This is a genomic window from [Rhizobium] kunmingense (assembly GCF_977018605.1).
Window position 1 is genome coordinate 2290271 of sequence record NZ_CDRNXG010000001.1, and the last position, 14871, is coordinate 2305141.

16 protein-coding genes are annotated in these 14871 nt (G+C 63.0%); 12 read left to right on the plus strand and 4 right to left on the minus strand.

Features of this window, described 5'->3' with window-relative positions:
* The first annotated feature begins 20 nt into the window (after positions 1-20).
* The 12 genes from AC0JZ4_RS10860 to ureG all read left to right on the plus strand — a co-directional run bounded on the left by AC0JZ4_RS10860 (position 21) and on the right by ureG (position 8012).
* The gene (locus AC0JZ4_RS10860; protein ID WP_471886390.1) at positions 21-323 is read left to right on the plus strand and encodes an urease subunit gamma; all 303 of its coding nucleotides are present in this window, start codon (positions 21-23) and stop codon (positions 321-323) included.
* 10 nt (positions 324-333) lie between these two features.
* Positions 334-597 carry a DUF1272 domain-containing protein gene (locus AC0JZ4_RS10865; protein ID WP_471886391.1) on the plus strand — a complete coding sequence of 88 codons (264 nt, stop codon included), beginning with the start codon at positions 334-336 and terminating at the stop codon, positions 595-597.
* Positions 598-608: 11 nt separating this feature from the next.
* Positions 609-914 (plus strand): urease subunit beta, encoded by a 306-nt coding sequence (locus tag AC0JZ4_RS10870; protein WP_471886392.1) that lies wholly within the window; start codon positions 609-611, stop codon positions 912-914.
* Positions 911-1327, plus strand: a complete 417-nt coding sequence (locus AC0JZ4_RS10875; RefSeq protein ID WP_471886393.1) for a lysozyme inhibitor LprI family protein — start codon at positions 911-913, stop codon at positions 1325-1327. Before AC0JZ4_RS10870 ends, AC0JZ4_RS10875 begins: the two co-directional genes overlap by 4 nt.
* A 52-nt stretch (positions 1328-1379) precedes the next feature.
* Complete coding sequence (locus AC0JZ4_RS10880; RefSeq protein ID WP_471886394.1) at positions 1380-1640, plus strand: AbrB/MazE/SpoVT family DNA-binding domain-containing protein; 261 nt, start codon at positions 1380-1382, stop codon at positions 1638-1640.
* Complete coding sequence (locus tag AC0JZ4_RS10885; RefSeq protein WP_471886395.1) at positions 1637-2047, plus strand: PIN domain-containing protein; 411 nt, start codon at positions 1637-1639, stop codon at positions 2045-2047. Before AC0JZ4_RS10880 ends, AC0JZ4_RS10885 begins: the two co-directional genes overlap by 4 nt.
* Before the next feature lie 6 nt (positions 2048-2053).
* On the plus strand, positions 2054-3763 hold the full coding sequence (gene ureC / locus AC0JZ4_RS10890) for an urease subunit alpha (RefSeq protein WP_471886396.1): 1710 nt from the start codon (positions 2054-2056) through the stop codon (positions 3761-3763).
* A gap of 9 nt (positions 3764-3772) precedes the next feature.
* Entirely contained in the window at positions 3773-4216 is a 444-nt protein-coding gene (locus AC0JZ4_RS10895; protein WP_471886397.1) for a GNAT family N-acetyltransferase, read from the plus strand.
* A 949-nt stretch (positions 4217-5165) separates the two neighbouring features.
* Positions 5166-5708 carry a redoxin family protein gene (locus tag AC0JZ4_RS10900; protein WP_471886398.1) on the plus strand — a complete coding sequence of 181 codons (543 nt, stop codon included), beginning with the start codon at positions 5166-5168 and terminating at the stop codon, positions 5706-5708.
* Between the two features lie 146 nt (positions 5709-5854).
* Complete coding sequence (gene ureE / locus AC0JZ4_RS10905; RefSeq protein ID WP_471886399.1) at positions 5855-6379, plus strand: urease accessory protein UreE; 525 nt, start codon at positions 5855-5857, stop codon at positions 6377-6379.
* 43 nt (positions 6380-6422) lie between these two features.
* The gene (locus tag AC0JZ4_RS10910; protein ID WP_471887860.1) at positions 6423-7103 is read left to right on the plus strand and encodes an urease accessory protein UreF; all 681 of its coding nucleotides are present in this window, start codon (positions 6423-6425) and stop codon (positions 7101-7103) included.
* 297 nt (positions 7104-7400) lie between these two features.
* Positions 7401-8012, plus strand: coding sequence for an urease accessory protein UreG (gene ureG / locus AC0JZ4_RS10915; protein WP_471886400.1), 612 nt, complete (start codon positions 7401-7403; stop codon positions 8010-8012).
* 178 nt (positions 8013-8190) lie between these two features.
* On the opposite strand, the gene AC0JZ4_RS10920 is transcribed toward ureG, so the two are convergent.
* The 4 genes from AC0JZ4_RS10920 to AC0JZ4_RS10935 all read right to left on the minus strand — a co-directional run bounded on the left by AC0JZ4_RS10920 (position 8191) and on the right by AC0JZ4_RS10935 (position 14834).
* A complete protein-coding gene (locus tag AC0JZ4_RS10920) occupies positions 8191-8829 on the minus strand; it encodes a Crp/Fnr family transcriptional regulator (RefSeq protein ID WP_471887861.1) in 639 nt (212 codons plus the stop codon).
* A 203-nt stretch (positions 8830-9032) separates the two neighbouring features.
* A complete protein-coding gene (locus AC0JZ4_RS10925) occupies positions 9033-12359 on the minus strand; it encodes an efflux RND transporter permease subunit (protein ID WP_471886401.1) in 3327 nt (1108 codons plus the stop codon).
* Entirely contained in the window at positions 12356-13594 is a 1239-nt protein-coding gene (locus AC0JZ4_RS10930) for an efflux RND transporter periplasmic adaptor subunit (RefSeq protein ID WP_471886402.1), read from the minus strand. The genes AC0JZ4_RS10925 and AC0JZ4_RS10930 overlap by 4 nt, the downstream gene beginning before the upstream one ends.
* Positions 13595-13868: 274 nt before the next feature.
* Positions 13869-14834 carry an ABC transporter substrate-binding protein gene (locus AC0JZ4_RS10935; RefSeq protein ID WP_471887862.1) on the minus strand — a complete coding sequence of 322 codons (966 nt, stop codon included), beginning with the start codon at positions 14832-14834 and terminating at the stop codon, positions 13869-13871.
* Positions 14835-14871 lie beyond the last annotated feature (37 nt).

Consider the following 14871-nt stretch of genomic DNA (forward strand, 5'->3'; position numbering starts at 1 on the left):
AAGCCGATTGCGGGATAAAAATGAACCTCACCCCACGCGAAAAAGACAAGCTCCTGATTTCCATGGCCGCCATGGTGGCTCGCCGCCGGCTGGAGCGCGGGGTGAAGCTCAACTACCCGGAAGCGATCGCGCTGATTACCGATTATGTCGTCGAGGGTGCTCGCGACGGCCGTTCCGTCGCCGACCTGATGGAAGCCGGCGCGCATGTGATTGCCCGCGATCAGGTGATGGAAGGCATTCCGGAAATGATCCACGACGTGCAGGTGGAGGCAACCTTTCCGGACGGCACCAAGCTGGTTACCGTTCACGAACCTATCCGCTGAGGAGCGCGTCATGGCCCTGGAACTGCGACCCAATTGCGAATGCTGCGACCGCGACCTTCCGCCGGAAAGCCGGGATGCGATGATCTGCACGTTCGAATGCACCTTCTGCGCCGATTGCGCCACGGACGTGTTGTCCGGTTTCTGCCCGAATTGCTCGGGCGAACTGGTGCGCCGCCCGGTGCGCCCGGCTGCGGCGCTGGCGCGCAACCCGGCATCGACGGTGCGCGTTTTGAAAGCCGAGGGCTGCGCGCCCAAAATCGCTTTAACAGCCTGAGGAGGTGACAGATGATCCCCGGTGAAGTCATTGCCGCTGCAGGCGAAATCGAACTGAATGTCGGTGCCCCGACGATTTCGATCGAAGTGTCCAATACCGGCGACCGGCCGGTGCAGGTGGGCAGCCACTATCATTTCTTCGAGACCAATAACGGCCTTTCCTTCGACCGCGACAAGGCGCGCGGCATGCGGCTGGACATTCCCGCCGGCACCGCCGTGCGCTTCGAGCCGGGCCAGACGCGTTCGGTCACCCTGATCCCGCTGTCGGGCAAACGCGAGGTCTACGGTTTCCAGCAGAAGATCATGGGCGCGCTATGAACCCGGCGGCTTTCCTCCTGCTCTGCGGTTGCGTGCTGCTCGTCGATGCGCCGACCTCGGCGCAGGAGCCGCAGCCGAACTGCAAGGAGCCGCAGACGCAGACCGACATGACGATCTGTGCCGGGCGCGATCTGATCGATGCCGACGAGGCGCTGAACGCGCAGTATCAGGCGACCCGCAAGGTTTTGAAGGCGCGCGACGCGGAAGCCGCCATGGATGATCTGCGCGGCAACGATGCAGCGCTGGTAAAGGCGCAGCGCGCCTGGGTTGCCTATCGCGACGCCCAATGCGCCTCCTGGGGTTATCAGGCGCGCGGCGGATCGATGGAGCCGATGCTGATCTCGACCTGCCAGGCGGACCTGACCCGCAAGCGCACCGACGACCTGAAGGCGCTGGTGCAGGAGCTGAACTGACAGGGCTTTTCGTGTTGTGGTAAGCTGCGTTCGTTTCGACTGGGAGAAGAGGATGACCGAGACCGTCAGAATCAGTCCTGAAAACCAGATCACGCTGTCGAGCGACGCTTTGGCGCGCCTTGGCGTGAAGGCGGGCGACCAGGTGGAAATCCGATCCAATGAGACCGGCAGTTTGGAAATCAGGCGCAAGCGCACGACCTTTGCGGACCTGCGCGGCATGGTGAAGCTCGACCGGCCAATCACCGACGAGGAGCTGGACCGTTGGGCGGCCGAAGCTCGCGGGCGGACCGTTGGAGGTGACGCCGAAGAATGATCGGGCTCGACACCAATGTGCTGCTCCGCTGGCTTTTTCGCGGCCAATCGGTCGGAGAGTTGACGGACGATCAGGCAAGAGCGTTGTCCGCGTTGCTGGCGAACAGCGAGGATGGCCTTTTCATTAACGAGATCGTCGTGGTCGAACTCGCATGGGTTCTGAAACGGCGTGCCCGACTGTCGAAGGCCGAGATAGCCGATGTGTTGGCATCGGTGCTGGGCCTTGAAAAGGCTATTGTGAAAGACCGTGAGATCCTTCTCAAGGCACTGAATTCCTTTGAAACGTTTCCCGGCGATTTTTCCGATCACCTGATTGGTGAAATCAATCGCCGGCACGGCTGCACCACGACCATGACCTTCGATCGGGCTGCTGCCAGATCCCCTTATTTTACCGAGCTTCGGAGCTAGTTTTTCATGTCCTACAAGATGTCCCGCGCCGCTTACGCCTCCATGTTCGGTCCGACGACCGGCGATAAGGTGCGGCTGGCCGATACCGAGCTTTTCATCGAGGTGGAAAAGGATTTCACCACCTATGGCGAGGAGGTGAAGTTCGGCGGCGGCAAGGTGATCCGTGACGGCATGGGCCAGAGCCAGGCGACGCGGGCGCAAGGCGCTGTCGATACCGTCATTACCAATGCGCTGATCGTCGACCACTCCGGCATCTACAAGGCCGATGTGGGCTTGAAGAACGGTCGTATCCACGCGATCGGCAAGGCCGGCAATCCGGATACGCAGCCGGGTGTAACGATCATCGTCGGCCCCTCGACCGAAGCCATCGCCGGCGAAGGAAAAATCCTGACGGCGGGCGGCATGGATGCGCATATCCACTACATCTGCCCGCAGCAGATCGAGGAAGCGCTGATGAGCGGCGTCACGACCATGCTCGGCGGCGGCTCCGGCCCGGCGCATGGGACGCTCGCCACCACCTGCACCGGTGCGTGGCATATCGAGCGGATGATCGAGAGTTTCGACGCCTTCCCGATGAACCTGGCGCTCGCGGGCAAGGGCAATGCCTCGTTGCCGGCACCTCTGGAAGAAATGATCCTCGCCGGCGCTTCGTCGCTGAAGCTGCACGAGGACTGGGGCACGACCCCGGCTGCGATCGACAACTGCCTGACGGTGGCCGATGCATTCGACGTGCAGGTGATGATCCACACGGACACGCTGAACGAGAGCGGTTTCGTCGAGGACACGGTCGCCGCCATCAAGGGCCGCACCATCCATGCCTTCCACACGGAAGGGGCGGGCGGCGGGCATGCGCCCGACATCATCAAGGTCTGCGGCAATCCGAACGTCATCCCGTCGTCGACCAACCCGACGCGGCCCTACACGGTCAATACGCTCGCCGAACATCTCGACATGCTGATGGTCTGCCATCACCTGTCGCCGTCTATCCCCGAGGACATCGCCTTCGCCGAAAGCCGTATCCGCAAGGAGACGATCGCGGCGGAAGACATTCTGCACGATATCGGCGCCTTCTCGATCATTTCGTCCGACAGCCAGGCGATGGGCCGCGTTGGCGAGGTGGCGATCCGCACCTGGCAGACGGCCGACAAGATGAAGCGCCAGCGCGGCCAGCTGAAGGACGAGACCGGCGACAACGACAACTTCCGCGTCAAGCGCTACATTGCAAAGTACACGATCAACCCGGCGATCGCGCATGGCGTTTCCCACGAGATCGGTTCGGTGGAGGTCGGCAAGCGCGCCGATCTGGTGCTGTGGAGCCCGGCCTTCTTCGGCGTGAAGCCGGAAATGGTGCTGCTCGGCGGCTCGATTGCGGCAGCTCCGATGGGCGATCCGAACGCCTCGATCCCGACGCCGCAGCCAATGCATTACCGGCCGATGTTCGCCGCCTATGGCAAGCTGCGCACAAATTCTTCGGTGACATTCGTTTCGCAGGCCTCGCTTGACGGCGGGCTGGCGCAGCGGCTCGGCGTGGCCAAGAAGCTGGTGGCGGTGAAGAACGTGCGTGGCGGTATCGGCAAGGCGTCGATGATCCACAATTCGGCGACGCCGCATGTGGAAGTCGACCCGGAGACCTATGAAGTGCGCGCCGACGGCGAGTTGCTCACCTGCCAGCCGGCGACCGTGCTGCCGATGGCGCAGCGATATTTCCTGTTCTGACGGGTTCACATGACCTATTCCGTCCGGCGATGTGCTGCGGATGACATCGCCGAGTGGGCGAGACTGCGGCATGCGCTGTGGCCGGACGCGACGATCGACGAGCATGCTGCGGAACTGGCCGCGGCTTTTCCCGGCACGGTGCTGCGAGGCTATTTCGTGGTGACCGGCGAGGGCGAAGCGGTCGGCTTTGCCGAGGTTTCCCTTCGGCGCTATGCCAATGGCGCGACGCAATCGCCAGTGCCCTTTCTCGAAGGGATCTGGATTGCATCCGATCACCGCCGTCATGGTCTTGGCGGGATGCTGGTCGACAGGGTCTCGGCCGATTTTGCCTCCGAGGGCTTCGTCGAACTCTGCTCCGATGCGGAGATCGACAACGAGGGCTCGCACCATGCGCATCGGCGCTGGGGTTTTGTCGAGACCGAGCGGGTTGTGTGTTTTCGCAAGAGTATCTGAGCCGGTCGTCGCGAAGACGCGGCTTCGGTGACGGTTATATTTGTATCCGTCTTCGGGAGACACTGAGCAGACTCTCCCCTTGGCGATCCGGGGATTTTCGAAATTCGGCCGGGACACGTCGGGTGTCTCGAATTTAGTTTAGTAGGTGACACACGACGTGCCCCGTTCGGTGTGTTTTTCCACGCAACTCCGGTCCGTCTACAGCGACTGGGCTTATTGACTTCGCCAGCCGGTTTGTGTGCGACACACGCACGCCCTCAATAGAGGGGGCGGACCATTTTCTGCGCAGCCCCGCATGTCCCGCTTGCATCAGGGCGGTCCATGCGATCACCGGCCCCACCTCGCCGGCAATGCTGACCGGTGTAGCCGAAGCGGAACGGGGCGATTATAGGCACAGGTTGAAAGCACGGGGATGAGACTGCTTGCAAGTCATTGATATCATTAAATCGGCGTGCAGATTTTCGGAGGTGGGGTGGTTTTTGGAGGCGGAAAAGGCTCCGATTTGGGCTTTGAGTGTGGGACTGATCCCCTCCCCAACAAAATCTGAGACTTAGCCCTTGGTTAAGATCTTGATTGCCTTCGCGCGGCGTCGCGCTCAGGCCTCCGTTCGCTGAAATCGACTTTATCGATTTCTGGCCTTCGGCCATCGTTCCGAGGCCTCTCCCGCAAGGGGAGAGGTAGGGTGTCACGGGTGCAGCGATCTCAAGTATCTCTCCCCTTTATGGGAGAGGAAGCGATTTCAACATCTTAGCTTTTGCTAAGTGTTAGAAATCGCAAGTGAGGGGACCGCTCGCATGCCGCAGTCTATTCCCCAAGCCCTGCTTCCTGTGAATAGCTGGTTTGCATTGCGTCAATTTTTGACCAGATTTGCTGCATTGCGGAAGAAATGCAGGTATGGGAGTGCATCTGCCTCAGGACGGGGCAAAAATTCATTCTCATGGAGGCACATATGCTGGGCAAAAAGGTTCCCAACGTCATTTTCCGCACCCGCGTTCGCGACGAAGCCATCGGCGGCCCGAACCCTTTCCGCTGGCAGGACGTGACCACGGCCGACTACTTTGCCGGCAAGCGCGTCGTGCTGTTCTCGCTGCCGGGCGCCTTCACCCCGACCTGCTCGACCTTCCAGCTGCCCGATTTCGAAAAGCTGTTCCCGGAATTCCAGGCTGAGGGCGTCGACGCCATCTACTGCATGTCGGTCAACGATGCCTTCGTCATGAACGCATGGGCCAAGAGCCAGAACCTTGAAAACGTCACCGTCATCCCGGACGGTTCGGGCGAATTCACCCGCAAGATGGGCATGCTGGTCGCCAAGGACAATCTCGGCTTCGGCATGCGCTCGTGGCGCTACGCCGCCATCGTCAACGATGGCACGGTCGAGCAGTGGTTCGAGGAAGAAGGCTATTCCGACAATTGCGAAACCGACCCCTACGGCGCATCGTCGCCGCAGAACATTCTCGAAAGCCTCAAGGCTCTCAAGATTGCTGCCGAATAAGGCGAAACCACTGATCTGAATTCGGAAAGCCCGGTGCGCCTTGATGGCGGCCGGGCTTTTTGCCGTCTTGCGCCCGCCGCCTCTTGTGTCGCGTGCCGGCATTCGCGATGATGGGAAAAGATCATTGCAGTTCAACGGGTTTTGTCATGCAGCATATCCATTCCTACCGTTCCGCAGGCGAGGTCTCCGATCCGCCGATCGATACCGTCAGCCTGCCGCATGACCTGCGCCATCTTCGCCGGAAATTGCTGCATCTGTCGAATGGCGACATGGTGATGCTGGACCTGAAAGAGGCGGTGCTGTTTCACCATGGCGACCGGCTGGTGCTCGACAATGGCGATACGGTGGAAGTGCAGGCGGCGCCGGAAAAGCTGTTTGCAGTGACGCCGCGCAGCAACCTGCACCTGATCGAACTGGCCTGGCATCTGGGCAACCGCCACCTTTCGGCGCAGATCGAGGAAGGCCGTATCCTGATCCTGCGCGATCACGTCATCCGCGCCATGCTGGAAGGGCTGGGCGCAACGGTGACCGATGTCGAGGAGCCGTTCCAGCCGGCACGCGGGGCATATCACTCGCATGGTGCCCATGCCCATGGCGGACATTCGCACGGGCATGACCATGGCCACGATCATGGGCATAGCCACGGCCATGGCCACCACGATCACGACTGAGACCGGCGTGGGCGAGGATGGTATTTCGGCCGAGCGGCCGGTGATGGCGAAGGCGGATGCGGCGCTCGACACGAAGGCGCTGCTGCGGCTGATGGCATGGCTTTCGCCGGCCTTTCCGATCGGCGGGTTTGCCTGGTCGGGCGGGCTGGAACGGGCCGTGGCGGACGGGCTGGTGACGAATGCCGACGGCTTGCGCGACTGGCTTTCGACGCTTCTGACCCATGGCGCCCTGTGGAACGATGCCGTGTTGTTTGGCGAAGCCTGGCGGGTGGCGGATGACGCCCTGGCCTTGCAGGAGGTTGCGGCGCTGGGACTGGCGCTGGCCGGATCTGCGGAGCGGTTTGCCGAGACATTGTCACTGGGCAAGGCGTTCGTTGCTGCGGCTTCCGCATGGCCGCATCCGGTGATCGGGCTATTGCCGAAGGATGTACCGTTTCCGGTAGCTGTCGGCGCGGTGGCTGCCGGGCATGGCGTGCCGGGACCACAGGCGCTGGCGGCCTTTCTGCATGCTGCGGTTTCCCAGGGCGTTTCGGCGGGCATAAGATTGAGCGTTGCGGGACAGGCGGACGGGGTGGCGATCCTGGCCGGGCTGGAAGGGCTTGTGGAAGCGCAGGCGGCGCGGGCGATGGCTGTGACGCTCGATCATCTGGGCGGCGCTGCGGTGCAGGCGGAGATGGCGCAGCTGAGGCACGAGGTGCAGTTTTCGCGGCTGTTCCGGTCGTGAGGTTGGGGCATCTTCTACGGTTGTTCAGCTGATTTGTCGGGGCTTCTGGTGTGCACGGCCCCTCATCCGGCTGCCGCCACCTTCTCCCCGTAATGAGGGGGAGAAGGAACCAGGCCGCAGCGTCGCATCTCTTGCGAGCACCTGATCGCGGCACGTTGCCTCGTCCCGCTTGCGTGGGGAGCGTTAGGGTGAGGGGCTATTTGTGACACGCCGTCGCCTCCATCCTGCGGCACACACCCCATTGCACCCACCCACCGTCGCGCTATTGTCGCGGCAGCATATCGAAAGGACATTTTCATGAAATCGGCGAACGGACCTCTGCGGGTGGGCATCGGCGGGCCGGTTGGGTCGGGCAAGACCCATCTGACCGAAAAGCTCTGCAAGGCGATGCGGGACGAATTTTCCGTCGCGGTCGTCACCAACGACATCTACACGAAGGAAGATGCGGATGCGCTGGTGAGGATGCAGGCGCTGTCTTCCGACCGGATCGTCGGGGTGGAGACAGGCGGGTGTCCGCATACGGCGATCCGCGAGGATGCGACGATCAACCTGCAGGCGATCGCGGGACTGAACGAGCGTATCCCGGATCTCGACGTCGTGTTCATCGAATCCGGCGGCGACAATCTGGCGGCGACGTTTTCGCCGGATCTCGCCGATATCACGATCTATGTGATCTCCACCTGCCAGGGCGAGGAAATTCCGCGCAAGGGCGGGCCGGGGATCACCCGCTCGGACCTGCTCGTCATCAACAAGAAGGATCTGGCACCTTATGTCGGTGTCGATATGGATGTGATGGACAGGGATGCCTCACGGATGCGCGAGATGAAGCCGCATGTGTTTACCGACCTGAAGCGCGGCGAGGGCGTCGGCCATATCGTCGAATTTCTGAAGCGGCAGGGCGGGCTGTGAGGCGAAGGCCGTCACCGGCCTTGTCGGCATGAGCGAACAAGCATGAGCGGATAAAAAGAGGCCGGCGGTCCCATGGACCCGCCGGCCTTGCCTGTTGCCGGACACCCCTGTGGCAACAGGCCCGCTTGGGAAGGCGGCGTCGTCATCGCCCGCCTTCCAGCGTTCGCAGATCTGGCGTCTATATGTTTCGAAGGGCCTGAACGTCGCCGACCTGGATGATGCGGCCGCGCACCGTGACGCCGGCCTGACGCAGGCTGGAAAAGGCGCGCGACAGGGCTTCCGGGGCAAGGCCCAGCATGCCGGCGAGCAGGCTTTTCTGGTAGGGAAGGCGGATCGAGGCCGGGCCGCCATCGACCGGGCAGCGGCTGACGATATAATTGGCGACGCGCTGCGGCGCGGTGAACAGGCGGTCGCTGGCGATGCAATCCATCGTGCCGAGCAGATGGCGGGAGACGGCGGAGATCAACGCCTGGGCGATTTCCGGCTCCTGCTGCGCCAGATCGCGCACGGCCTGCATGTCGAAGCGGGCCAGCGTCGTCGCTTCCGCCGTCTGGGCATTGCAGCGATAGATGCCGTCGGAAAACAGCAGGCATTCGGCAAAGGTATCGCCCGGTGCGCAGACCATGATGTCGGCTTCGCGACCTTCGCGGCTCAGCCGGAACAGCCGGACATAGCCGTTGAGGACGCAATAGAACGCGTCGGCCGGATCGCCCTCGCGGGTGACGAACTTTCGGGCCGGAACCGTGCTGATCGACATCGCCGACATCAGGCGGATCATTGCGCCGTTGCTCAGCCCCGTCAGAAACGGTGCTTTCATGAGCACGGCCCGGTCTCTTGTGCTGAGTTTCAGGCTGCTATTCATCTCGCCATCTCTTCCCTTGTGCGGTCGTTATCAAGACATCCACCGGGAGAAGATAGCGCGTGCAGGCACGGGTGATTTGACACTGATCAACCGAATTGCATTTTTGCGTTGAGCGGCCGGCAGCTGAGGGTTGCGTCTTTGGCTTTCGTCGCGAGCGGTCACTCCGCTGCGATCGGCGGCAGGCGAAGGACGTTGCCGCTTGCGTGAACACCGCCATGCGTCTCGCCGCCGTCCCTTTCGATGCGCGATATGCGCGTCTCGATGTCGGAGAGCTTCTGGGCGTTGCGGCGGGCCAGGTCTGCCACTTCGTCGGCGCTGAGGAGGTCTTCCTTCTCCTTGCTTCCGACAAAACGGCCGAAGAGGCGGGCGAGCAGGCGCGACAGGTCGTCCATGATGAGGAAGAAGGCGGGGACGACGAGCAGCGACAGGACGGTGGAGACGATGATGCCGCCGATGACGGCGATCGCCATCGGGGCGCGGAAGGAACCGCCTTCGCCGACACCCATGGCAGAGGGCAGCATGCCGGCCGACATGGCGATCGAGGTCATGATGATCGGCCGTGCGCGCTTGCGGCCGGCCTCGACCATGGCCTCGACGCGGGCCATGCCGTGGCGCTTCATCTCGATGGCGAAATCGACGAGCAGGATGGCGTTCTTGGTGACGATGCCCATCAGCATGAGGATGCCGATCAGGACCGGCATGGACAGCGCGTTTCCGGTGAGGATCAAGGCGACGGCGACGCCGCCGATGGCGAGCGGCAGCGAGAAGAGGATGGTGAAGGGCTGGATGACATCCTTGAACAGCAGGATCAGCACGACGAGCACCAGCATGAGGCCGAGCAGCATGGCATTGCCGAAGCTCTGCTGCATTTCGCCCTGGACTTTGGCGTCGCCGCTTTCGGCAAGGCTGACCGTCGAGGGGAGTTCGGTTTCGTCGACGATGCGCTTGAATTCGGCGCTTGCGGTATCGAGCGCGGTGCCGAAGGGCACGTCGGAGCCGATGGCGACGACGCGGTTGCGGTCGTTGCGCTTGATCGAGCTCGGGCCTTCGGCATAGTCGATGTCGGCGACGCTATAGAGCGGCACCATGGCGCCTGCCGCGGTCTTGACCTTGAGCGAGCGGATCGCCTGCAGGTCGCGGCGGACATCGAGCGATGTCTGGACGCGGATGGGGATCTGGCGGCTGTCGAGCGAGATCTTTGCAAGGTTCGCGTCGATATCGCCGATCGTCGCGACGCGGACGGTTTCGGAAATCTGCTGCGGGGTGATGCCGAGGCGCGAGGCTTCGGCCATGCGCGGGCGGATCTGCAGTTCGGGCCGCGGCAGGGCGCCTTCCGACGAGACGTTGACGAGGATGGAGGAGGCGCGGAGCTTGGATTCCAGCAGGCTGACGGCCTCGTTCAGGTCGTCTTCGTTCGACGAGAGGAAGTTGAAGGAGAGTTCGCGCTCGGCGCGGTCGTTGACCTTGGAAATGCGCACGTCCGGGATATCGCGCACGGCGGCGAAGATGTCCTTTTCGACATCCCACTGGGCGCGGGTACGGCCGTGATCGGGCAGTTTCGGCAGGTATTGGCCGATCAGCGGAATGCCGCCGAGGCCCTTGTTGACCAGCGTCTTCAACAGCGAATGGTCGATGTTCTTGAGGATGATGCGGACGGTGGAGCGGCGCAGTTCGAGATCGCCCTTGGGCGAGGCGCCGCCGAGCACGAAGACGCTCTCGACGCCGTCGATGTTGCGGACGGCTTCGTAGATCACCGTGCTGCTGGCGTCGGTCTCTTCGAGCGTCGCGTTGGGCGGAAGCTCGACGGAGAGGACGACGCGGGATGAATCGTCCGGCGGCAGGAAGGAGCCGGGGACCTTGCTGAGCAGGAACATCGAGCCGGCGAGGAAGGCGACGGCGCCGAGAAGCGTGGCGTAGCGCCAGTACCATTTGCGGGTCGTGCCGGTGACGAGGCGGGTATAGGCCTTCATCAACGGGCCGTCATTGTCGTGGTGGTCGTCGTGGACGGCGTCTTCGGCGCGCATCAGGTAGGCGGCCATCAGTGGCGTGATGAGGCGCGCGACGACGAGCGAGAAGAAGACCGAGAAGGCCACAGTCAGGCCGAACTGGATGAAATACTGGCCCGGCACGCCCGGCATGAAGGAGACCGGCACGAAGACGGCGATGATGGTGAAGCTGGTGGCGATCACCGCCAGGCCGATCTCGTCGGCGGCTTCGAGCGAGGCGCGGTAGGGCGTCTTGCCCATCTTGATATGGCGGGCAATGTTTTCGATCTCGACGATCGCATCATCGACGAGAATGCCGGTCGCGAGCGTCAGGGCCAGGAACGAGACGAGATTGAGCGAGAAGCCCATGATGTCCATGATCCAGAAGGTCGGGATCGCGGAGAGCGGCAGGGCGACGGCGGCGATGATGGTGGCGCGCCAGTTTTTCAGGAAGAGGAAGACGACGATGACGGCGAGGATCGAGCCTTCCATCAGCGTGTGAAGCGCCGCCTCGTAATTGCCGTAGGTGAAATAGACCGAGTCATCGACCATCTGGATCGCGACATCCGGGTGGGCGGTGCGGATCGTCGACAAGTTCTCGGCGACGGTTTCGGCGACCGAGACTTCGCTTGCGCCCTTGGCGCGGAAGACGGCGAAGGTGACGGTCGGGTTGCCGTTGAAGCGCGAGAAGGACTTTTGCTCCTCATAGGTATCGGTGACGCGGCCAAGCTCGGAGAGCCTGACGAAGCGGCCGTTGGGGAGCGCGATCGAGGTATCGGCGAGCTGCGCGACGTTGCGGGCATCGCCGAGCGTGCGGATGGTCTGCTCGTTGCCGGCGACCTGGCCGCGGCCGGAGCCGAGATCGACATTGGTGCCGCGGATCTGCTGGTTCACGTCGGCGGCGGTGATGCCGTAGGCGTCGAGCTTTTCGGCGTTGAGGGAGACGCGTACCTCGCGGTCGGCGCCGCCGTAGCGGTCGATGCGGCCGATGCCGGGCTGGCCCTGCAGCTCGCGGGTGATCGTGTCGTCGACGAACCAGGACAGTTCCTCAAGCGTCATGTCGGGCGAGGAGACGGCAAACGTCTGGATCGCCTGACCTTCGACATCGACCTTGGTGACGATCGGTTCCTCGATGCCGGCGGGCAGATCGCCGCGGATCTTGTCGATCGCGTCCTTGGTGTCCTGCACGGCCTCTTCGGTCGGCTTTTCGATGCGGAAGACGACGACGGTCTGCGACTGGCCGTCGGTGACGGTGGACTGGATCTCGTCGATGCCGCTGATCGAGGCGACGGCATCCTCGATCTCCTTCGTCACCTGCATTTCGAGTTCGGCCGGGGCCGCACCGCTTTGCGCGACGGTGACGGAGACGACGGGGACGTCGATATTGGGAAAGCGGGTGATCGGCAGGGCGTAGAAGGCCTGCATGCCGAGGAAGACCAGCAGCACGAAGCCGAGGATCGGCGCGATCGGGTTGCGGATGGACCAGGCGGAAAAGTTCATTGGGATTCTCCCGCGGCGTCGGTCGTGACCGACTTTTCGGCAACCGGGGCGATGCGGTCGCCATCGCGGACGAAGGCGCCGGCCTTGGCGACGACCGTGTCGCCGGCGGCCAGGCCGTTCAAAATCTCGATGTAGCCGCCGTCCTGAAAGCCGGTGTCGATCTCGACCTGTTTGACGACATTGCCTTCAACCTTGCGGGCGAACGAACCTTCGCGACCGGTGGTGACGGCCGAAAGCGGCAGGGCAAGTGCCTCGGTTTCCTCGACGATGATGGCGGCGCGGCCGTACATGCCGGCGCGGGCGCCGCTGTCGGCGTCGATCTCGACATGGACGAGGCCAAGCCGGGTGGTCGGATCGACGGTCGGCGAGACGAGGCGGACGCGGCCCTCGATCTCGCGGCGGCCGCCGGCGACGGTGACCAGCGCCTTCTGACCGGGCTTTGCCTTCTGGATGTCGGTTTCGGAAATATCGGCGACAAGCTCGATCGCGCCGTCACGGATGACGGTGAAGAGCGGATCGCCATTGCCGGACGCGATCGCGCCGACCTTGGCATTCTTGGCGGAGACGACGCCATCGACGGGCGTCTTCACGCCGGTGCGGGCAAGCTGCAACTCGACATCGGCAAGCTGGGCTTCGATGACGCGGACATCGGACTGGCCGACTTCGACCGACTGGCGGGCGGCGTTCAGCCTGGCACGGGCGACATCGACCTGGGCATTGGCCTGTTCGAGCTGCGAGACGGTGCCGGTGCCGCTCTGGTTCAGCTTTGCCGTGCGGTCGCGCTGCTTGGTGGCGTCGTCGAGGTTGGCTTCCGCTTCCACGACCTGCGCCTCGTACTGGGCGACGCCGGCCTCGGCCTTGGCCCTGTTGGCCTGGAACTGGCTCTTTTGCAAAAGGAGTGCATCGTCGTTGAGGGTGGCGAGCGGCTGATCTGCCTTCACCTCGTCGCCCACTTCCACATTGATTGCCTTGACTGAGAGACCTTCGACCAGCGGCTGGATGTAGATCTCATCGACCGGGCGCACGGTGCCGGTGGCGATGACGCGGTCGGTGAGGGGTCTTGTTGCGGCCTTCGTGACGATGATCGAGGGGAGCTTTGCCTCTGCGGCGGCAGGCTGCGGGGCCGGCTCCTGGGCGGCCACGGGGGCGGCCACAGAGGCGACGAGCGGGGTTACCGCAACCGATGCGGCGAGCGCGATGAGGGCAGGGATCGATTTCGAGACGCGGTATGGCATGCGGCAGATCCAATGCTCGGAGGGGCATGAACGCGCCGACCATCGGCATGCGCCCGCCATACTTCCTCCCTGTATGACGCGCGCCGAAGGCCGGTTGCGACAGGCATATCGACGGATGGTCGAAAATGCCGCGGCAGCCCTCGCGGCTACTTTTACGTGTTCGCGGCGCAGCGATCAATCCGGTCTTCGATGGATCGATGCCACGACGTGATGGCAAAAAAATGCCCGACGAAAGCGCCGGGCATCCTAATTATCGAAGAGGTGTATTGCAGGGTTATTTCAGTGCCTCGGTGGTGATGTCCGCCGTATAGGCACCCTCCGGGGCCTTGGCGATGATCTTCTGGTCGGTCAGCGCCTTCACCGTGCGCTCGTAGGTCGCCATGTCGAGCTTGCCATCGCCGATCAGCTTGGCGACTTCGCCCATCATCCGCTTCTGGTGGTTCTCGTCCTGGCCGCCATTGTCCATGACGATTTCGGCGGCCTCATCCGGATTGTCCATGGCGTATTTCCAGCCCTTCATCGAAGCGCGGACGAACTTGACCATGTTTTCCTTGAAGGCCGGGTCCTTGAGCTTGTCCTCCGTGACATAGAGGCCGTCTTCGAGAAGGTCGTTGCCGAGTGCCGTGTAGTTGAAGACCGTCAGGTCTTCCGGCTTGAAGCCGGCGTCGATCGCCTGCCAGTATTCGTTATAGGTCATGACCGAGATGCAATCGGCCTGTTTCTGTACCAGCGGCTGGACGTCGAAGCTCTGCTTGAGGACCGTGACGCCATCGGCGCCGCCTTCGGTCGACAGGCCGAGCTTGTTCATCCAGGCGAAGAACGGATATTCGTTGCCGAAGAACCAGACGCCGAGGGTCTTGCCCTTGAAATCGGCTTCCGTCTTGACCGGCCCGTCCTTGGGGCAAATCAGCTGCAGGCCGGATTTCTGGAAGGGCTGGGCGATGTTGACGAGGGCCACGCCCTTTTCACGCGCCACCAGCGCGCCGCCCATCCAGGCGACGACGACATCGGCGCCGCCGCCGGCGATGACCTGTTCGGGCGCGATGTCCGGGCCGCCCGGCTTGATCGTCACGTCGAGGCCTTCCTCTTCGTAGAAGCCCTTGTCCTTGGCGACGAAATAGCCGCCGAACTGCCCTTGCGCCACCCATTTGAGCTGGAGCGTGATCTGGTCAGCTGCCATTGCCTGCGCCGCTGAAAGCGCCATGGTGGTGCCGATGGCGGAGGCCATCAATGCCTTCATGATCCTGTTCATTGCCGTTACCCTCTGTGTTTCCGCC